A 19,886-nucleotide genomic window follows, 5' to 3' on the forward strand; every position below is an offset into this window, starting at 1 on the left:
ACATCTTTCGAGCAGTCGCACAAGAGGCTGATCGGATCCCCTGCGCTGCCCGGTTCCAGCGTCAGAAATGCGGCAGCCACACGTCCAGAACGGCCGCGCGTTTGCCGCTGCGCACGACTTCGAAAGCCTCGGCGACGGCGCTTTCGAGCTCTTCGATCTTCTCGACCCTGCGCGCGAAGGCGCCGCCCGAGGCAGCCGCGATTGCCGAATAGTCCGGCGGCGGATCGAAGGCGATGTCGAGATCGTTGGCGCGGCTGGCATAGCCGTCCGGATGTACGGCGAGAGCGGAGAAGCGCGGCGCCTTCCAGCCGCGATTGTTGAACACCACCTGCAGGAACGGCGTTTCGTATTTGCCCGCCATCCAATGGACCGAGGACGGCACCGAGAACATGTAGGAGCCGTCGCCCGTCATGGCCACGATCGTCTTGTCGGGCGCGGCCAGCTTGGCGCCGATCGCGGCCCCGCCGTTCCAGCCCAGCGAGCCGCCGCCGCTGGTGAAGATCGATCCCGGCCGCGTCATCGCCAGGTGATTGAAGATCACGGGATAGTTGGTGATGCCTTCGTTGAGCACGATGGTGTCGTCGTCGACATGCCGGCGCACGCAGGCAGTCACATATTCCGGCGTGATCAGCCCGGCGGATGCCCTCTCCAGGGCTTCCAGGCCGCGCCGCCGCTTGTCGCTTTCGCCGGCATGGTGACGCCTGCGGCGCGCCACCGCTTCCGCATCGATGGCCCTCGCGCTGAGCGCCGCATTGAGCTGGGCGAGCGCTGTCGCGCCGTCGCCGCGCATCACCTGCCGAGCGGGGATGTACCAGAGCGGCATGTTCTCCTTCAGCGGGTCGACGTCGATGTGGAAGATGGCCGCATCGTCGTCGGGGCGGCTGATCGTCGGTATCCAGGGAACGTCGCTGTCGATGACCAGGATGCAGTCGGCCTCCGCGAGAGCGGCGTTCTGGCGCGGCTCATTCCATTGATTGCCGCGATAGAGCGGATGGTCATGGGGGAAGTTCATGGCGTTGGGAACGGATTCCAGCACGCCGACGCCGAGCGCCTCGCAGAACCGGGCGAGTTCGCCGACGGCCAGCGGATTGCGTCCGAGATAGGAGGTCACCACCAACGGGCGGTCCGCTGCTTCGAAGGCGCCGAGCAGGCGCTCGACCGCGGCCTGCGTCAGGGCGACGGGTTCGACCGCCGGCCACTCGGCCATGTCGATCGCCACGGCTTCGGAAAGCTCCTCCTCCATCACCTCGCGCGCGCCCATCAGATAGACCGGCCCCTTGGGCGCGCTGTTGGCGAATTGCAGGGCGCGATGCACCATCTGCTTGATGTTCTTGCCCGTACGCAACTCGTTGTCGTATTTCATGTAGCCGCGCACGATGCCGCGCTGGTCCGGTACATCCTGGATCCACTGGATGAACTCGTTGCGGCTGCCGCGCATCTCGCCCCCCTGGGTGAAGGGCGAGGAACCGGCGAAGACGAGCATCGGCACGCGGCCCTTGGCGGCATTGTGGACGGCGCCGGCCAGGGCCTGAGTGCCGCATTCGACATGGACGACGACGGCTTGGGGGATGCCGCTGACCTGCGCGAAGCCGTGTGCCGCGCTCATGCCCACCATCTCGTTCGGGCATGTGATGACGGCCGGTATCTCGCGGCCCTTGGCACGCGCCTCGGCGATCGCCTCGAACAAGGCGGGGTGGTCGCTGCCGAAATTGGCGAAGATATAGGTAACGCCCGCCTCGGTGAGCGCTTCGAGAAAGGCCGTGCTTGCGGTGTACATGGAAACACTCCCGCCGATCAGTCGAGCAGCGCCGAAATGCGCTTGAGCAGGCGGATCAGCTCTTCCTTCTTGTCGCCGACGATCTCGTCCAGGGTGCGGTCGTGGGCCGCCGCGTGCTCGGCAAGCATGGCGAGCTTGTCCTTGCCGAGCCGGGTGAGCGACAGCGTGTAGCTGCGCTTGTCGTTCTCCACCGTCTCCCGCGCGATCAGCTTCAGGCGCAGGAGGTCGCGCAGCACCGGCGTCAGGGTCGACTTGTCGCGGCCGCTCGCCTTGCTGAGCGCCATCGGCGTGATGCCGGGATTATCATGGATGAGGCTCAATACCGCGAACCAGCCCGGCCGCAGTTCGGCGTCGCCGGTGTGGCGCTTGAAGGCCTTGAACGATGCGTTCTGGGCGAGCCGCAGGTTGAAGCCGATATAGGAGTCCAGCTTGCCGAGCTTCACCGGCTCGACCTTCTCGGCCGCCGCCTTGGCGCTCTTCGCCTTTCGGGTCGTCGTCTCGCTCATGATACTCCGGATCGCTGTCTTCGTGCTCGTATTGCGAACACCATAGACAACGCAGCCGAGCGCGGCAAGTTAGTTTTGTCTCAAACTATTTTCGGTTGCGGGTTGATTTCGATGGAACTCGGCGGCTAGTCTTTCCGCGGGAGGACGAGCATGGAGCTGCAGGCGGTCGGCGGGCTGTTCAGGCCCCGGTGGGAGACCCAGCCCCTGGAGGCGTGGGCCAGCCAGTTGCAGGCGGTCTGCGGCAACTATCATCCTGTTCCGGCCGAAGGCCGCAAGGCGATCACCGGGGCGGTCGAAGCGCTTTATGCCGGTGGCATCGATTTTGCCCATGTCACCAAGGACCTTTCAGCGGTCGAGCGCCATACTGCCGATATTCGCAGGGATGACCAGGAACACCTCTTCCTCATCATTCAGCTCACAGGGGCCTGCGGCATAGAACAGTCCGGCCGCCAGGCGGTGCTGCAGCAAGGCGACTGCATCCTGGTCGATTCGACCAGGCCGTCGCGCTTCGTCTTTTCCGGCCGGTTTTCGAACCAGATCTCGGTGCACCTGCCACGCCAGACCATGTATGCGCACCGTTCGGTGCGCTTCGAAGTGGCGAGCCGGCTCGACAGGTCGGACCCGATGGCCACCACGCTGCGCTCCCTGGTCGCCAAGATGCTGAGCGGCGATACCGGCGGCTCCAAGGGCGACCATCTGAAGTCGCTGCTTTACGACGCGACCCGGCTCTCCTTTATGGGCGACGACGTCGTCGAACTGATGGCGACCGTTTCCGGCGCCGGCCAGCGTGTCGAACTGGTGCTCGAACTGATCGACCGTCATCTGACGGAGCCCGAGCTGGGGCCGAAATGGCTGGCGCAACGCCTCTCGGTTTCGTTGCGCACCCTGCAGGAGGATTTCCAGTCGACCGGCGCCACCTGTACCGCGATGATCCGCGACAAAAGGCTGAAGCTTGCCGCAGAGCTCCTGGAGCGCGAACGTTCGGCCGGCAAGGGCCGTTCGATCGCCGACATCGCCTTCGCTTGCGGCTTCAACGACATCTCCTATTTCAACCGCTCCTTCCGGGAGAAATTCGGCAGCGCGCCGTCCGGCTATCTGCGAGGGACTAGCAGGCCGTCCGTCCAGTAGCGAACTGGGAAGTCGTAGGACTGGGCTGCTCGCGCCTGCCCACCTCGACGCAGCCGTAGAAGCGGTGCGCCGAAATTCTCGAAGCGATCTTCCTGTACCGACCGCCACGAAATCACGATGCCGGGACGATCGAGCGGGCGATGAGCGCCTTTATCGACAACGAGGGTAGCGCGGTTCCCGATCAGCTCCATATCTGATAGTGTTAAATCCTATCGAGCGCGATTGATGGAGGGAAAATGCCATGCGTAGCACGCAACAGTTCAGCATCACGTTGCCAAACGAAATGGCGCAGATGGTCAAGGCAAAGGTTTCGTCGGGCGAATATGCCAGCGAGAGCGAGGTTGTCCGCGACGGCCTCCGCGCCTTGCAGGCGCGCGACAAGGCCCTTGATACCTGGTTGCGCACGGAAGTTGCCGTTGCCTATGACGAACTGAAGGCCGACCCCGGCCGGGCGCTCAGTGTGGAGCAGGTGCGCCAGCACCTTGCTGAGAAGCGCAAGCGGCCAGCCTCGGCGTGACCCATACTGTTCGGTTCACCCCGGAAGCTCTCAACCAGCTTGACGAACTGGAAACCCATATTGCCGGGGTAGGGTCGCCCAGGATGGCGGCGCGGTATGTCGATTCCATCGTGGACTATTGCGAAAATCTGCGAACCTTTCCGCACCGAGGGATGCGGCGCGACGATATTCGGCCGGGCTTGCGAACGCTCGGGTTTCAGCGGCGCGTGACGATCGCGTTCGAGGTGGCAGACGGCACCGTGAATATAGCTGGCGTGTTCTATGGCGGCCAGGACTACGAGGCAGCCTTGGGGGACGAGGAGGAATAACAGGCTAAACGTTCCCCGAGAGTTTCTCCGGCTTTGCCGGGTCGCAGCAAAAGCTTGGCATTTGAAGGGGTGTCCCACCGACGGCTCGCCTTGTGAGCCCTCCAGTAACGCGCTTTTCTCCAAAGAACGTCGCGCGCGTCTCCAAGACGAACCTGTCCGATCGACCCTAGTCTCCGGCAGAGCTGGAGGAGCCGGGCCATGGAACGATACGATCTCATCATCGACGGCAAGCGCGTCGCCGCCGAGCATCATGCCGAGGTGCGCAATCCTTCGAACGGAGAGGTCGTAGGGCTGATGCCGCTCGCTTCATCAGCCCATCTCGACGCCGCGGTGGAGGCGGCCCGAAGGGCTTTCGCGATCTGGAGTATGGCTAGCGACGAGGATCGCGAGGCCGCCTGTCATGCCATCGGCGCCAAAATCGCCGAGCATGCCGAAGAGCTCGCCAGATTGCTGACGCTCGAGCAGGGGAAGCCGCTCAACGGACTGGGCTCGCGCTTCGAACTGGGCGGCGCGCAGGCCTGGACGCATCATACGGCCGATCTCGACCTGCCGATGGAAATCCTGCAGGACAACAACGAAGGCCGCGTCGAACTCCATCGCAAGGCGATCGGCGTGGTCGGATCGATCACGCCGTGGAACTGGCCGGTCATGATCGCCTGCTGGCACATCATCCCGGCGGTCCGCACCGGCAATACGGTCGTCATCAAGCCATCGCCCAACACGCCGCTCTCGACCATCCGCCTGGTCGAACTGATGAACGAGGTGCTGCCGGCAGGCGTGGTCAATGTCGTGACCGGCGAGAATTCGATCGGAGCGGCGATGTCGGCGCATCCCGGCATCTCCAAGATGGTGTTCACGGGCTCGACCGCGACCGGCCGCAAGGTCATGGCCTCGGCCGCCGAGACGCTGAAGCGGCTCACCCTCGAACTCGGCGGCAACGATGCCGGCATCGTGCTGCCCGACGTCGACCCGCAGCAGGTGGCCGAAGGCCTGTTCTGGGGTGCCTTCATCAATGGCGGCCAGACCTGCGCGGCGCTGAAGCGGCTCTATGTCCACGACAGCATCTATGACGAGGTCTGCGACGCGCTGGTCGACTTCGCGCGCAATATCCCCATCGGGGACGGCCTCGACGAGACAAGCATCCTCGGACCGGTGCAGAATGAGATGCAGTTCCGCAAGGTCTGCGACCTCGTCGAGGACGCGAAAGCCAATGGCGGCAGGATCCTGCTCGGAGGCGAACCGTCCGGAGGCGCGGGCTATTATTATCCGCCGACCATCGTCGCCGATGTCGCCGACGGCGTCCGCCTCGTCGACGAGGAGCAGTTCGGACCGGTGCTGCCGGTGATCCGCTACTCCGATGTCGAGGAGGTGATCGCACGCGCGAACGACAATCCCAATGGTCTCGGCGGCTCGGTCTGGTCGAAGGACATCGATGCGGCGAAGCGTTATGCGCTGCGGCTCGAATGCGGTTCGGCATGGGTGAACAAGCACGGCGCCATCCAGCCCAACGCGCCGTTCGGCGGGGTGAAGAACTCCGGCGTGGGCCTGCAATTCGCGGCCGACGGGCTCAAGGAATATACGACCGCGCAGACGCTTTTCTGCTGACACCGCGGAACCGGGAGAGGGAGCCATGGCGGAATACGACTACATCGTCGTCGGCGGCGGGTCGGCGGGCTGCGTGCTCGCGGCGCGGTTGTCGGAACAGGCGAGCAGCAAGGTCCTGCTGATCGAGTCGGGCGGCCGCGACACCGACCGCTACATCCATATACCGGCGACCTTCTTCAAGGTCCTGGAGAAGGGCAGGGACGTCCATCCCTACACGTCGGAGCCCGAGGCGGGGCTCAACGGTCGCCCGTCGATCGTGCCGCAGGGCAATGTGATCGGCGGAGGCTCCTCGCTTAACGCCATGATCTATATCCGCGGCCAGCAGGCAGATTACGACAGCTGGGCACAGATGGGCTGCCTCAACTGGTCCTTCGACAAGGTCCTGCCGGTATTCCGCGCGCTGGAGGCCAACCAGCGGCTGAGCAACGACTATCACGGGGCGGATGGACCGTTGAAAGTGTCCGACAAGCGCTTCGGCCATCCGCTGAGCTGGGCCTTCATCCGCGCCGCCCAGGAGGTGGGGCTGCCCTACAACGAGGATTTCAACGGCGCGACGCAGGCCGGCGTCGGCTTCTACCAGACCACGACCCATGAGGGACAGCGCTGGAGCTCGGCGCGGGCTTTCCTGAGGGACGCCGAGACGCGCGGCAATCTCCATGTGATGACCAATGCCCGTGTCGCGCGCGTGCGGTTCGAGGGACGCAGGGCGATCGGCGTCGAACTCGAAGACGGCCGCACCATCGTTGCGTCGCGTGAGATCGCCTTGACCGCCGGAGCGCTCGCCAGCCCGAAGATCCTCCAGCTGTCCGGCATCGGCGAGGCGGCGCATCTCAGGAGCCACGGCATCGAGGTGGTGGCCGACCTGCCGGGGGTCGGCGAGAACTACCAGGATCACCTGGAATGCACCGTTCAGGGAGAGACGAAGGAGCCGATTTCGATCCTCGGCGAGGACAAGGGTCTCGCCGCCGCGCGCCACATGCTGCAATACATGACGTCGCGCACCGGCCTCTTGACCTCGACGGTCGTCGAATGCGGCGGCTTCGCCGACACCGCGGGAACCGGCCAGCCCGACGTGCAGTTCCATGTGCTTCCGGTGCTGATCGGATTCGTCGACCGGCCGCCGGAACCCGGCCACGGCATCAGCATCGGACCGTGCTTCCTCAGGCCGCAGTCGCGCGGAACCGTCAAGCTCAGATCGGCGAACCAGAAGGACACGGCGCTGTTCAAGGCGAACGCGCTGTCGGTGCAGGCCGATGTCGATACGCTGGTGCGCGGCGTCGAACTCGGCATCAGGATACTGGAGGCGCCGTCATTGGCGCGGCTCGTGAAACGGCGTGTCCTTCCCAAGCCCGGCGTGGAGAAGGATCGCAGCGCCATGGAGGACTATGTGAGGCAGGTCTCGAAGACGGTCTTCCACCCGTCCGGAACCTGCAAGATGGGGCCGGACGGCGACCCAATGGCCGTGGTCGGCGAGGACCTGAAGGTGCGCGGCGTCGAGGGCCTCAGGGTCTGCGACAATTCGATCATGCCGACGCTGGTCTCGGGCAACACCAATGCACCGGCCATGATGATCGGCGAGCGCGCCGCCCGCTTCATGACAGGGAAGGACGTCGCCGCCTGAAGCTTCGACCGGTGTCGGTCTTCGTGCCTTGTCTCATCAGACCGCGCAACTCAACGGACGCGCGGCGCGAGGTGTCAGTGCGACTCGTCCCGCGCCTTCTTTCTGCGCCGCGCCATCATGTTCAGCCCTTCGACGAGGGCCGAGAAGCCCATGGCGGCGTAGATGTAGCCCTTCGGGACGTGGAAACCGAAGCCGTCGGCGATGAGCGTCATGCCGATCATCAGCAGGAAGCCGAGCGCCAGCATCACGATGGTCGGGTTCTTGGCGATGAAATTGGCGAGCGGCGTGGCGGCCATCAGCATCACCGAGACCGCGACGATGACCGCGATATACATGATCGCGATCTCGTCGGTCATGCCGACCGCGGTGATGATGGAATCGATCGAGAAGACGAGATCGAGCAGCAGGATCTGGAAGATCGCACCGGCAAGGGTGAGTTGCAGGGTGCCGACCATGGAATCCTTATGATCCTCGGGGTCGACCGTGTGGTGGATTTCCTTTGTCGCCTTCCAGACGAGGAACAGGCCGCCGGCGATCAGGATGAGGTCGCGCCAGGAGAAGCCGTGGCCGAAGGCGGTGAAGATCGGCGTCGTGAGCTTGACGATGAAGGAAATGGTCGCGAGCAGCAGAAGCCGCATGATCAGCGCCGCGCCGATGCCGAGGCGGCGAGCCGGCACTTGTTGCTCGGGCGGCAGCTTGTTGGTCAGGATCGAGATGAAGATCAGGTTGTCGATGCCGAGCACGATTTCGAGCACGACCAGCGTGACCAGCGCCACCCATGCGGTCGGATCGTTGAGCCAGACCAAATGCGGCGCAAGGAAGTCGATCATTTGCGTGGGTGCCCGTGGAAAGCCGAATGGAAGGTCCAGCAGAGTTAGGGTTTGTATGAGGCGGCGTCAATCGGCGAGATGCTCCCGCCGCTCCCGGAATCCGGGTCGCTCGTGCTGGCTCGGTCGGTCGCCCGCCGCGCCGAGCAGGCTTGCGTGGCTTCACCCGCGCTTTCGCCCGCAACCGTGGCACACGTTTCCGAAACCCGCTTAGCGCCAGAAGGACGGCACCGCTTCCTCGAGCCGCGGCCCGAGCCTCAACGGTGCGATCTTCTCGGCGAGCCCGGTCCGATCCGAAATCTCGAGGCCGACGCCGCAGATCGTCGCCGGTCCGCTCGCCGCCTCGAAACGACCCTTGGGCACTTTCGACAGGAAGCGGTTGAGCGGCTCCTCCTTGTCCATGCCGAGGGAGGAATCATAGTCGCCGCACATGCCGGCGTCCGTGATATAGGCCGTGCCGGCATTGAGGATCTGATGGTCGGCGGTCGGCTGATGCGTATGGGTGCCGACGACGAGGCTGGCGCGCCCGTCGACGAAATGCGCGAAGCACATCTTTTCGCTCGTCGCCTCGGCGTGGAAATCGATCACCACCGCGTCGGCCTGCTCGCCCAGCGGGCAGGCCGCCAGCTCGCGTTCGGCGGCCTGGAAAGGGTCGTCGAGGTCGGGCTGCATGAAGATGCGCCCCATGATGTTGGCGACCAGCACGCGCGCCCCGTTCTTCGCGACATAGACGCCCGAGCCCCGGCCCGGCGTACCTTTCGGGAAGTTGGCGGGGCGCAGGAACCGCTCCTCGCGGGGGGCAAAGACCAGCGCCTCGCGCTGGTCCCAGACATGGTTGCCTGTCGTCACCACGTCGGCGCCGGCGGCAAGCGTCTCGCGGAATATCTCCTCGGTGATGCCGAAGCCGCCGGCCGCGTTCTCGCCATTGACGATCACGAAGTCCAGTCGGAATTCGGAGATCAGATCAGGCAGTCTTTCCCAGACCGCGGTGCGTCCGGTACGTCCAACCATGTCGCCGAGAAAGAGAAGTCTCATCAGAAGCCACGTCAGGAGAAAAGGCACGGCTTCGCCGGAAGTCGTGCGACAGCAAACTATCCCTTCTAGCCAGCCCCGGCAAAGCTGCGCAACCCGCTTTCGGTCAGGATCTCGCCGATAACAACGTCATGGGGCTCGTCCGGCACGTTGGCGACCTCCTGACAGTCGAAGGCTATGCCGATGAGCCGCTGGGCGTGGCCGTTCGCCTGCAGCCGCGCGATCGCCCGGTCGTAATAGCCGGCGCCGTATCCGATCCTGTGACCGCGCCGGTCGAAAGCGGCGAGCGGTACCAGCATGATCGACGGGTCGAGCACTTCGGCCTCTTCGCCTGGTCCGAACGTGCCGAACCCCATGTCGACCAGCCGGCCCTCGCGCGTCAGTTCGCGAAAGACGATCGTCGTCTTGTCGAGAATGGCCGGCAGGGCAAGGCGCGCGCCCTTCTCGCGCAGCGCAAACATCATCGGGCGGACATCGACCTCGGAGCGCATCGGCCAGAAGCCCGACACGATGCTGCCGTGTTCGAACGCGATGCGGTCTCGCGCTGCGTCGGCCATGCGCAGCGCCGCCTCGATGCGCCATGACGGGTCGAGCGCGTCGCGCCGGGCAAGCGCCTCCTGACGAAGGGCTCTTTTGAGGGCTCTTGGTTCGGTCATGGCGCAAGTCATAGCCCAGCCGTCATCGGCAAGCCATGAGCGAAACGCCATCTACGGGCTCATTGGAGACACAGGTTCTGAGGCGGCCGTCCGACCGATCGCGCGAATGTCCGCGCGTCCCTCCCCCAGGGGCGGTTCGTCCTGCCGGCGCAGTGATGGACGGGAGCGAAAGCAAAGCGGCGATCCAGGCGGACCGGTGGAGAAGTCGATCCCGGGAACCTACAAAGTAGGTGGGCGCCATATGAAAGGACCCACGGGCCCAATCAGGGACAGCTCCCTTCGAGATCGATAAGGCCCCGGGGAAATGTTACTCCTGCCGAGAGGCCCAGATCGCCATTGCGCAATATAGTGGAGCCGCTGCCGCTGCGCCAGTTCCATATGGAAGGAATCCCCTGTTCGGCAACCGCGTCGGGCCCTGGGGCACGGGCTGCGGCAACGCCCGGGCTTGCGCGGCCGGCGAACGGTCCGTAGGGTCTGGCCAACTCAACGGCAGGATTTTTCGTATGCGATTTGAAGGTACGTCGGCCTATGTCGCCGACAAGGATCTGATGGTGGCGGTCAATGCCGCGATCGCCCTGGAGCGTCCGCTCCTGGTCAAGGGCGAGCCCGGCACCGGCAAGACGGAACTGGCCAGGCAGGTGGCCGCCGCGCTCGGCCTCGATCTCATCGAATGGCACGTCAAGTCGACGACCAGGGCGCAGCAGGGCCTCTACGAATATGACGCCGTGTCGCGGCTGCGCGATTCCCAGCTCGGCGATGCCAGGTTCAACGACATCCGCAACTACATCAAGCGCGGCAAGCTGTGGGATGCGTTTTCCGCGGACAGGAAGGTCGTGCTCCTGATCGACGAGATCGACAAGGCCGACATCGAGTTCCCGAACGACCTGCTGCAGGAACTCGACAGAAACGAGTTCTTTGTCTACGAGACCGGCGAGACGATCCGCGCGAGCGTCCGGCCGATCGTCATCATCACCTCCAACAACGAGAAGGAATTGCCGGACGCTTTCCTGCGCCGCTGCTTCTTCCACTATATCCGCTTCCCCGATGCCGAGACGCTTCACCGCATCGTCGACGTCCATTATCCGGGGATCAAGCAGAGCCTGGTGCGCGCGGCGCTGACCCAGTTCTACGAGGTGCGCGAGGTTGCCGGGCTGAAGAAGAAGCCGTCGACATCGGAGGCGCTCGACTGGATTCGCCTGCTGGTGGCCGACGACATCCAGCCGGAGGACCTGCGCGCCGACGCCAAGAACGCGTTGCCGCGGTTGCATGGCGCACTCTTGAAGAACGAGCAGGACGTTCACCTCTTCGAAAGGCTGGCCTTCATGGCGCGGCGGCAGCAGGGCTAAGCAGATTCCGGAAAAGCGTCCCACGGTTTTCCGACAAGAATCTGCGACAAGACAAAGGCCTAAGCGACCATTCGTTGGCTTGCCAACGAATGTGTGCTTAGGGAGATTTCGCTCGTGGACTCTTGCTGCGGAGCAGGCGGCATGGAATGCCGGTTCGAACGATACCGCGATCTCGCCGCCGAAGGCGGCAGGCGCGACTGACCGGGAGAGGAAGACCATGTCCGAGATTATCGTCCGTCCGCTCGAGCAGGCCGACCACGAGGCGTGGCGCCGGTTGTGGACCGACTACCTCACCTTCTACGAAACGCGCCTGCCCGAGGAGGTCTACGCCTCGACCTGGAAACGGCTCTTCACGCCGGGCGAGTTCGAGCCGAAGGGCTTTCTGGCACTGGCCGACGCCAAGCCCGTCGGGCTGGTGCATTATCTCTTCCACCGCAGTTGCTGGTCTCTCGTCAACAACTGCTACCTGCAGGACCTGTTCGCCGATCCCGCCATTCGCGGCAAGGGCGTCGGCGCGGCCCTGATCCAGGCCGTCAAGGACGAGGCGGCCAAGGCCGGCGTGACGAATGTCTACTGGATGACCCACGAAACCAACACGACGGCGCGTCGCCTCTATGACCACGTCGCGCGGCGAACCGGCTTCATCGAATATGACCTGTTGAGCTGACCGATGTTCATCCCGTTCTTCCTCGAGCTTAAGGCCGCCCGCGTCCCGGTATCGCTGCGCGAATATCTGACCTTGCTGGAGGGGATGGAGGCGGATCTCGTCACCTACGACGTCGAGGGTTTCTATTATCTGGCGCGCGCCGCCCTGGTGAAGGACGAGCGCCATATCGATCGCTTCGACCAGGTATTCTCCCATGTGTTCAAGGGCGTCGAGGCCATCTCGGGCGAGGGGGCGATCGATGTCGCGAACATTCCCGAGGAATGGCTGCGCCGTCTCGCCGAGAAGCATCTGAGCGAGGAGGAGAAGCGGCTGGTCGAGGCGCTCGGCGGCTTCGAAAAGCTGATGGAGACGCTGAAGAAGCGGCTGGAAGAGCAGAAGGGCCGTCATCAGGGCGGCTCGAAATGGATCGGCACCGCCGGCACCTCACCCTTCGGCGCCTATGGCTACAATCCCGAAGGCGTGCGCATCGGCCAGCACGAGAGCCGCCACCGTCGCGCCGTGAAGGTCTGGGACAAGCGCGAGTTCAGGAATTTCGACGATTCGGTCGAACTCGGCACGCGCAACATCAAGATCGCCCTGAAGCGCCTGCGCCGCTGGGTCCGCGAGGGCGCGCAGGAGGAACTCGACCTGCCCGGCACGATCCACGCCACCGCCGAGCACGGCTATCTCGACGTGCAGACCCGCCCGGAGCGGCGCAACGCGGTCAAGCTTTTGATGTTCTTCGACGTCGGCGGCTCGATGGACGATCACATCCGGATCGTCGAGGAACTGTTCTCGGCGGCCCGGGCCGAGTTCCGCCAGCTCGAATATTTCTACTTCCACAACTGCCTCTATGAAGGCGTCTGGAAAGACAATCGCCGCCGTCACCAGGAGGTGATCCCGACCTTTGACGTGCTGCACAAATATGGCCACGACTACAAGGTCGTGTTCGTCGGGGACGCGTCGATGAGCCCCTACGAGATCGCCTATGCCGGAGGATCGGTCGAACACTGGAACGCCGAGCCAGGCATCACCTGGCTGCAGCGGGTGCTTGCGCAATGGCCGAATGCGGTCTGGCTCAATCCGGTGCGGGAGAAGCACTGGAGCTACACCCATTCGATCGGCATGATCCGCGACATCTTCGGTCAGCGCATGTATCCCCTGACGCTCGCCGGCCTCGAGGCCGCGACGAAGGAACTGTCCCGCAAGCACTAGGCGCAACGCGCCCTTGGGGCGGATGCGTAGCGCGCATCTTCCGCAACACGCGGTGCGACCCTACATTGGGCAGACCAACCCGGAGATCACGATGGACGAGCACCGCTATCCAGTCACCCGAACCGACGCCGAATGGCGAGCCTTGCTGACGCCGGAACAATATGCCGTCATGCGCCAGCACGGCACGGAGAGGCCTGGAAGCTGCGCGCTGCTTCATGAGAAGCGCGCTGGGACGTTCAAATGCGCCGGCTGCGAGCAGCCGCTGTTCGAATCCAGCCTCAAATTCGAGAGCGGCACCGGCTGGCCGAGCTTCAACGATCCGGTGCCGGGTTCGGTGGAGACCACGGTCGACCGCAGCTACGGCATGGTGCGCACGGAAGTCCATTGCTCGCGCTGCGGCAGCCATCTCGGCCATGTGTTCGAGGATGGCCCGCCGCCGACCCATCTGCGTTATTGCATCAACGGTGTGGCGCTGAACTTCGAGCCGGACTGAGCGCTGCGCGCCGAAAGGCGCAGGTCAGGAGATGGGCCAGGACGTTCCTTGAGGAAAGAGCCAAGTCGCCGTGCTCACATCCGCTGCCCCGTCACCGGGACCAGATCTACTTTAAGTTGAGATTTGATGGCGCGGTTGCTGTTGCGTCAAAGGCACAGTAAGCGGGACGATTTCATAGTATAGATATCTCCATGGGTGGAGCAGTGGGGCCTTGGGGGTTTCGGAACCTGGAGGTCAACGTGCGTTCAAGCTACTTCCTATTCGCGTCGGCGCTGGCGGTTCTTGCCGCCACAGGAGCGAAGGCCGCCGATGCCGTGATCGAGCCGCCGCCGGTCGTCATCGAAACCCCGACATTCACCTGGACGGGACCATATATCGGTCTCCAGGGCGGATATGCCTGGTCCAATGCCCGTTTCTCCGACCCATTCGTGTCCGTCAAGGACAATTTCGACGGTGGCCTTCTGGGCGGTTACGTCGGCTACCAATGGCAATACGGATCTTTCGTGTTCGGTGGTGAAGCCGATATCAATGCGTTGTGGAACGACCAGACTTTCGACGTCGGCGGACTGGCCGTTGATGTCGGCGCCGACTGGCTGGCTTCGATCCGCGCTCGAGCGGGTTATGCCATCGATCGGGCCTTGATCTTCGGTACCGGCGGTGTTGCCTTTACCGGCGTTTCCGCCGACACGACGATCGGCGGGCTCGATATCAGCGCGAGCGAAACCTATACCGGCTGGACCCTCGGCGGTGGTGTCGACTACGCCTTCACCGACAACTGGATCGGCCGGCTCGAATATCGCTATTACGACTTCGGCGACTCCGATGTCTTCGACAACGGCAACCTGGACATCCAGTACAACACCGTGACGGTCGGCGTCGCCTACAAGTGGTGATATAGAGACCGACGCCGTTGCCTGTCGACGGCTTCGCGCCAACGGCTCGGAGGTCGATAGCGATTTCCGAGCCGCCGATGGAATTGATTTTCTGGAGCGACATCTCGCGCGATGATAGGCGCGGCATCTTCCTTGATGCTCGGCAACGGGATGTAAGGGCACGTTCCCGCTCCAACGTTGATTGTTTGCACGTGACCGACGCCTCAAGCGGCATGTTCCCGTAGCATGGGGACTGCCGCTTTATTTTTCGTCACGATCGGTTCCATTCCTGCTCCTCACAGCATCGTTGCAAGGATTACCCAGGCTGCCGCGCCCAACTGCGCGATCCAGGCGATTTTCGGCGTGGTTTTCTCGGCGGTACGCCAAACGGCCAGGAACAGAAACAGATTGTAGGGCAGCGCAAGGAGATGGACGGCGAGCGCGAGCGCGACCGGCACCTTCATCCCAAGGACCATCAGCGCTGCGATCGTGGTTGCCACATTGATTGCGCTGCCGACCACGACCATGTCCCACCAGAACAGCCGCGACATCGTCACCTGCCCGCGCCAGCGCGCGACCAGGAACCCCGGTTCAGGCTCCGTCCTTGCCGGTATCTTTGCGGCCGCACCTTCACCCATGGTCCCGACCTTTTGCGGAGATGCTCGACCGCCGGTGGAGCGAGTTCGACATTCGCACTCCGTCTGATGTGACATGTGCGAGGTCGAATTCGAAGCGCCACATTCGCTTGGGGCCTGTTCCGGAGGATGCGTCAGGACCACTACAGCATCGGCTCGGGAATCGGAATCGATTTTCGGAACGCACGACCCTCCTGGACGTGACCGTCGATCGATGGATGGTTTCGAAGAGAGGCCCGTTGGCGTATGACCTGCCTTCGCCGCGACGCGCCCTCCCCGCAATCATGGCCGCTTGAACGGCCGGAGGCGCAGCCGGCTGCGATGCTCTTCCGGGCCCGCCGCGCCCGATGGATGCACACCTCTGAAATACGCCTTCTGCCATTTGTCCTGAGCGGCTTTCGACGCCGGGTCGGCCAGTGACGAGTTGAAATTGTTCCGGCTCTCTGACCACTGCCTGTATTCGAGATCCAGTTCGGGGTTCTCGGAGAGGTTGCGGATTTCCGGCGTCACCTCCTCGACACCGCCGCGCCTGAGTGGAAAGATCAGGCAGAAGGGTTCGTCGATCTCGAAGTGGACTCTCTGGTTCGAGCGCGTGAACTTCCAGTTCATGGTGAAGGTATAGGGCGCCCAGTCGGTCTCGACGATGCCTGACAGCGCAGCGATCGAGTCTTTGGGCCGATTGAGTGGCCCGGTCACGAACAGATCGACGCCTTGATCTGTCCGGAAAAGGCAAGGGATATGGAATGTGAGGACTCCACTCCCGAAATGACTGATTGCGGGCGGCACGGTTCCGGGTTTTGCTTTGATACGGATCGCGTCGAGGCTATCGCGGCCGTCCCAGACGGCGGAAAATCCCGTGGCGCACAGAACCTCCCAGCCATGCGCATTGGCAATGTTCAGCGGCAGGCAGCGGTAGGCGTAGCGCTGATCGGTATCGTCCATCCATTGGCGCTCTACGGGTGCTGGCCGAATGCGCAGTTCATGTCCGTCGATGACGTAGGCGGTAAGCTGGCTCATGCAATGGAGTCTATCGTGTTGCGTTTCGGCATTGTCGATGCCGAACTCGTTTTCGTCCTGCTACAGCCGGACGAAAGGTTGATATCATGCCGGGCGGCGGCAGCGTCGCCGTCCGGCCGCATCGATGACGCCGCCAGCGCTGCCGCCGCGGCGGCCTTCTACCACCTCAGCTTGACGCCGATCTGGCCGCCGAAGGCGTTGTGATCGGCACCGTCCACATCGAAGGCGTAGCTCACGTCGCCGAAGGCGGACAGGTTGTCGTTGATCTGGAAGGCCGCGCCGCCATTCACCTCCAGCCAGGTCCCGCCTGTGTCGAGCACCAGCGGAGTCGTGTTGAATGTGACGGTCGGCTCCGCCGAGAAACCATGCCACAGGTTGACACCGAGATGCGCCAGATGCGTCCCCAGGCTGCGTTCGAGCCGCGCACCGACCCGCCCGGTCCAGGCGTCGAACCTGTCATGGATGATCTCGGAGAACCGGTCGCGGCTATCTTCGAAGTCGATGCCCTGCCAGATCAGTTGTGCCTGCGGTTCGATCGCCCACCCATCGGAAATGACGAAGGGCCGACCGGTCTCGATCGAGGCGGCGAAGCTGGTGCCCTCGATGTTGGCGCCGATGCCGCGTCTCGACGTGCTCGCGCCGTTGAGCCAGCCATATTTGACGACGGTATCGACATACCAGCCGCTCGGCGTCGTGCGGGTCCAGTAGCCGGCGATGCTGTCCTCGGTCAGATCGAGACTCCCGGCCTGAAGGTTCAGGCCGCCCAATATGTTGCCGCTGATGTCACCGGACGTCTCGGCATGGGTATAGAAGAGCCCGAAGCGATCGACATGGCCGTTTTCGTGCTCGATGCCGACGATGTCACTGCCGGCCTGTAGCCCCCAATAGGTGCCATCGAAGGCCGGGGCGAGTTCGTATCCGGCGACGTTCAGCGTCGCATTGGCGCTGAGGTCGCTGTCGGCGCCGAACACCCGGCCCCACACAATGGGCGGCGGACGGACACCGTCATACGGCACGTCGGCGCCCTGCGGCTCGGGAAGCGAATAAAGCAAGGCGCCGTCGCCGATCAGAAGCGATTGGTCGCCACGCCGTTGATGGAACGTGCCGAGAGACAACAGCCCGAGCCGTTGGGCTGCGAGCGGCGCAATCACATGTCCGGGCACCTCCGGACGCACGTTCGGGAGCGGCGGCGGCGCAGGAGGTGGCGGCGGCGGCGCAGGAGGTGGCGGCGGCGGCGGCGCAGGAGGTGGTGGCGGCGGCGGCGCGGGAGGTGGTGGCGGCGGCGGAGGCGGCGCAGGAGGTGGCGGCGGTGGCGGTGGCGGCGGAGGCGGCGCCGGGGGTGCCGGCGGAGGCGGCGGAGGAGAGGCCCTGCTGCTGCGCAGGAACCAATCGTTGTCGGTCTCGGATCCCGGCGTTACGCCACCGCGAAACAGCAAATATTCGAACGGTCCGGCGGCAACGGGACTGCCGAGCGCAAACGCACCTGCAGTGGTCGTCGCGCCGTTCAGTGCATCGACCACAAGTATGCCGTCGGCGACTGTCAGTTGCCCCGGTCCGTCCACGTTTGTCACCAGAATGCTTGTCGCGCCGCTCCCCTGGCCGCCGTCGATGACCAGTCGATCGGAGGGAGAAACGTCGGTGCCGAGGAAGGTCTGCAGGTTGAGGCTGCCACCCTGACCTATATAGTCGCCCTGGACAACGAACCTGTCGGTAGCGTTCGAATTGTTGTTCGTTAGGTCTATCGTGCCCCAATTGTGGACGGCGATGAACTGACCGCTTGCGAACGGCGCGACCGTATGGGTGCCGTTGCCCGCGAACACCGTGCTCGTTTCGTCGATGGCAAGCGTTCCGGTCCCGGTGCCCGAATCGCCGAGTTTCAACGTAGCATAGTTGTCGAACGTCAACTCGGAGCTGTCCGTAAGCTCGAACTGCTCCCAGTTCGTATAGCGGGCGACGTCGCCCCCGACCGTATTTGTCCACAGCAGCACGTCGTCCGACCCCAACCCGCCATTGACGGGAAGTCCGGTCTTCAGATTGGTTGGCGTGAGGCCGATGAAATGGGCAAAATCGGTGTCGGCTCCCGTGTCGAGGCCGATGATCTCACCGCCGGTCCAGACGACGTGGTCGTCCCCGTCCTGGCCTTGCACGGTGTTCGTGATTGTCCCGTTTCGAATGAGTGCCTGGTCCTCGCCAGAGCCCAGGAGCACATTTCCGTTGACCGTGCCGTCCGCCATGTCGAACACATCGTCGCCGTCGCCCATGTCGATGACGTTGGACACGAGGTTGCGATTGATGAGGACGTCGTCGCCATCGCCCAGCGTGACGGCCTGGTTGATGCGCCCGTCATTGAAGAAGAAGTCGCTCGCCGAGCCGTTGCTGATGATGCCCTGCATCACCCCGGCCTGGCGGTTGACGACAAGGTTTAACCCGTCACCGGTCAGCGTGATGCCGCTGTTGAACGTGCCGAAATTGTCGATGAAGTTGCGGGGACCGGTGAGGCTGAAGGTGCCGCTCACCGCAGCGCCTGCGCGGATGATCACCGAGTTGAGCTCCGTGCCGGTCATCGTCAGCCCGGCGTTGAAGGTTCCCTGGCTGTCGACGAAATTTCTGGCGCCTGCAATGTCCGCCAGCCCGTTGACGGTCTTGCCGGCAAAAATGTTGAGTCTATTCTCGCCGTTGCCGGTGATCGTGATGCCACCGCTGTTGATCACCCCGTTGTGATTGATGACGATGATGCCGTCGCCGCTGCCGACGATTCCGTTCTGAAGAGTGCCGTTGTTGTTGAGCGTGAAAAGGTCATTGTCCACGGCGAACAGGCCGTTGTTCAGCGTGCCGTCATTGTTCAGCGTGCTCGTTCCGGGTCCGGTGATGGAGACGTCGGCGTTGAAGACCGCATTGGGGTGAGCGGTGACCGTGACCGACTCCCCCGCCGAGGTGAAGCCTTCATTGATCTGCCCTTCGCAGTCGAAGGTTCCGGAGCCGGGAGGCGTTTCATGGCAGGCGGCAAACGCCTGCGCATCGCTCAAGCACAGAAGAGCGATCGAGGCGACGGATTGAAGAAGCACGTTGCGAAGGATTGGGCGTCGTCGTCGTTGGCCGATATCGCTCAGGTTCGGCAGGCGCACCGACATGGCTGAGGAAGTTGCCGTTCCGCGCCTTTCGGTCTGATGCCTCAAAGCGCTGTTTCCGGCAGCGGTCGCGCTTGAACAGGCACTAAGGGGCGGCAAGCGGCGAATCATCGATCGTTCCATCACAGTCGACGACACCCCCAGGTTGAAGGTTTGGTGGACGGCTCGTCCTTGTCAATCTCAAGAACGGCCAGCCCCGCCGAATTGGCGAGCGGGTGTGGTATGCGCGCAACAGGAAAAACCGCCGAAAAATTCACTTTGCGCGCACGATGCACTCGACGTGCCGACCGGCTGCGCCATGCGCGCAGCGGGCCGATATCGCCGGCAGTAGTTGGGTGCACGTAGATGCGAGCCGCCCCTGGTGACCTTGCGTGGAACCTTCATGTCGGGCTGGCTCGGATCGAGGCGCCCTTCGCGCGTGCCGCCGATCTGAAGCTGTTCGGCCCATTGTGCTGACTTTGATCCCTCGCTTCCCGACGCACCATCAGCTTCATAAGCCCGATCGTGCGCTCCCCTCTTTGGCGTCGAAATCTCTCATGGAGAGCAAACACCACGAT

Annotated in this window: 18 protein-coding genes and 1 other RNA gene; 10 read left to right on the top strand and 9 right to left on the bottom strand. The window is 63.7% G+C overall.

Translation table 11 applies throughout. The annotated features are described in order from the left end of the window. Window positions 1-61: 61 nt before the first annotated feature. Together JN280_RS11715 and JN280_RS11720 are read right to left on the bottom strand one after the other, a co-directional pair. Window positions 62-1,777, bottom strand: coding sequence for a thiamine pyrophosphate-requiring protein (locus JN280_RS11715; RefSeq protein ID WP_202312326.1), 1,716 nt, complete (start codon window positions 1,775-1,777; stop codon window positions 62-64). 17 nt (window positions 1,778-1,794) lie between these two features. Continuing rightward, entirely contained in the window at window positions 1,795-2,283 is a 489-nt protein-coding gene (locus tag JN280_RS11720) for a MarR family winged helix-turn-helix transcriptional regulator (protein WP_202312327.1), read from the bottom strand. A gap of 150 nt (window positions 2,284-2,433) precedes the next feature. Between JN280_RS11720 and JN280_RS11725 the strand changes: the two genes are divergently transcribed. From JN280_RS11725 to JN280_RS11745, 5 genes are all read left to right on the top strand, one after another. After that, a complete protein-coding gene (locus JN280_RS11725; RefSeq protein ID WP_202312328.1) occupies window positions 2,434-3,411 on the top strand; it encodes a helix-turn-helix domain-containing protein in 978 nt (325 codons plus the stop codon). A gap of 241 nt (window positions 3,412-3,652) precedes the next feature. Further along, the gene (locus JN280_RS11730) at window positions 3,653-3,928 is read left to right on the top strand and encodes a type II toxin-antitoxin system ParD family antitoxin (RefSeq protein ID WP_202312329.1); all 276 of its coding nucleotides are present in this window, start codon (window positions 3,653-3,655) and stop codon (window positions 3,926-3,928) included. Continuing rightward, the gene (locus JN280_RS11735) at window positions 3,925-4,236 is read left to right on the top strand and encodes a type II toxin-antitoxin system RelE/ParE family toxin (protein ID WP_202312330.1); all 312 of its coding nucleotides are present in this window, start codon (window positions 3,925-3,927) and stop codon (window positions 4,234-4,236) included. The genes JN280_RS11730 and JN280_RS11735 overlap by 4 nt, the downstream gene beginning before the upstream one ends. Window positions 4,237-4,434: 198 nt before the next feature. Beyond that, window positions 4,435-5,841 carry an aldehyde dehydrogenase family protein gene (locus tag JN280_RS11740; RefSeq protein WP_202312332.1) on the top strand — a complete coding sequence of 469 codons (1,407 nt, stop codon included), beginning with the start codon at window positions 4,435-4,437 and terminating at the stop codon, window positions 5,839-5,841. Between the two features lie 25 nt (window positions 5,842-5,866). Further along, complete coding sequence (locus JN280_RS11745) at window positions 5,867-7,462, top strand: GMC family oxidoreductase (protein WP_202312334.1); 1,596 nt, start codon at window positions 5,867-5,869, stop codon at window positions 7,460-7,462. A 74-nt stretch (window positions 7,463-7,536) separates the two neighbouring features. Here the strand turns inward: JN280_RS11745 and JN280_RS11750 are convergent, their stop codons facing one another. The 4 genes from JN280_RS11750 to ssrS form a co-directional block, all read right to left on the bottom strand. Then, window positions 7,537-8,292: a TerC family protein gene (locus JN280_RS11750; protein ID WP_202312336.1), complete on the bottom strand. Its 756-nt coding sequence runs from the start codon at window positions 8,290-8,292 to the stop codon at window positions 7,537-7,539. A 207-nt stretch (window positions 8,293-8,499) separates the two neighbouring features. After that, entirely contained in the window at window positions 8,500-9,324 is an 825-nt protein-coding gene (locus JN280_RS11755; protein ID WP_202312338.1) for a TIGR00282 family metallophosphoesterase, read from the bottom strand. A 65-nt stretch (window positions 9,325-9,389) separates the two neighbouring features. Continuing rightward, window positions 9,390-9,977, bottom strand: coding sequence for a 5-formyltetrahydrofolate cyclo-ligase (locus JN280_RS11760; protein WP_202312340.1), 588 nt, complete (start codon window positions 9,975-9,977; stop codon window positions 9,390-9,392). Between the two features lie 177 nt (window positions 9,978-10,154). Next, a non-coding RNA gene (gene ssrS, locus JN280_RS11765) (6S RNA) lies at window positions 10,155-10,312 on the bottom strand. Between the two features lie 168 nt (window positions 10,313-10,480). On the opposite strand from ssrS, the gene JN280_RS11770 reads away from it, so the two are divergent. The 5 genes from JN280_RS11770 (at window position 10,481) to JN280_RS11790 (ending at window position 14,570) form a co-directional block, all read left to right on the top strand. Further along, entirely contained in the window at window positions 10,481-11,323 is an 843-nt protein-coding gene (locus tag JN280_RS11770) for an AAA family ATPase (protein ID WP_202312342.1), read from the top strand. Window positions 11,324-11,540: 217 nt separating this feature from the next. Beyond that, window positions 11,541-11,990, top strand: coding sequence for a GNAT family N-acetyltransferase (locus JN280_RS11775; protein ID WP_202312344.1), 450 nt, complete (start codon window positions 11,541-11,543; stop codon window positions 11,988-11,990). A 3-nt stretch (window positions 11,991-11,993) separates the two neighbouring features. Continuing rightward, window positions 11,994-13,184 (top strand): vWA domain-containing protein, encoded by a 1,191-nt coding sequence (locus JN280_RS11780; RefSeq protein ID WP_202312346.1) that lies wholly within the window; start codon window positions 11,994-11,996, stop codon window positions 13,182-13,184. Between the two features lie 91 nt (window positions 13,185-13,275). Further along, window positions 13,276-13,677 carry a peptide-methionine (R)-S-oxide reductase MsrB gene (gene msrB / locus JN280_RS11785; RefSeq protein WP_202312348.1) on the top strand — a complete coding sequence of 134 codons (402 nt, stop codon included), beginning with the start codon at window positions 13,276-13,278 and terminating at the stop codon, window positions 13,675-13,677. 239 nt (window positions 13,678-13,916) lie between these two features. Next, the gene (locus JN280_RS11790) at window positions 13,917-14,570 is read left to right on the top strand and encodes an outer membrane protein (RefSeq protein ID WP_244743243.1); all 654 of its coding nucleotides are present in this window, start codon (window positions 13,917-13,919) and stop codon (window positions 14,568-14,570) included. Window positions 14,571-14,845: 275 nt separating this feature from the next. Here JN280_RS11790 and JN280_RS11795 read toward each other — a convergent pair whose 3' ends face one another. From JN280_RS11795 to JN280_RS11805, 3 genes are all read right to left on the bottom strand, one after another. After that, window positions 14,846-15,187, bottom strand: a complete 342-nt coding sequence (locus tag JN280_RS11795; RefSeq protein ID WP_202312350.1) for a hypothetical protein — start codon at window positions 15,185-15,187, stop codon at window positions 14,846-14,848. Between the two features lie 279 nt (window positions 15,188-15,466). Then, window positions 15,467-16,201, bottom strand: coding sequence for a DUF6065 family protein (locus JN280_RS11800; protein WP_202312351.1), 735 nt, complete (start codon window positions 16,199-16,201; stop codon window positions 15,467-15,469). 158 nt (window positions 16,202-16,359) lie between these two features. Beyond that, window positions 16,360-19,332 carry an autotransporter family protein gene (locus JN280_RS11805; protein ID WP_210387840.1) on the bottom strand — a complete coding sequence of 991 codons (2,973 nt, stop codon included), beginning with the start codon at window positions 19,330-19,332 and terminating at the stop codon, window positions 16,360-16,362. Window positions 19,333-19,886: the final 554 nt, after the last annotated feature.

It is taken from the genome of Mesorhizobium sp. L-8-10 (assembly GCF_016756635.1).
GTDB lineage: Bacteria > Pseudomonadota > Alphaproteobacteria > Rhizobiales > Rhizobiaceae.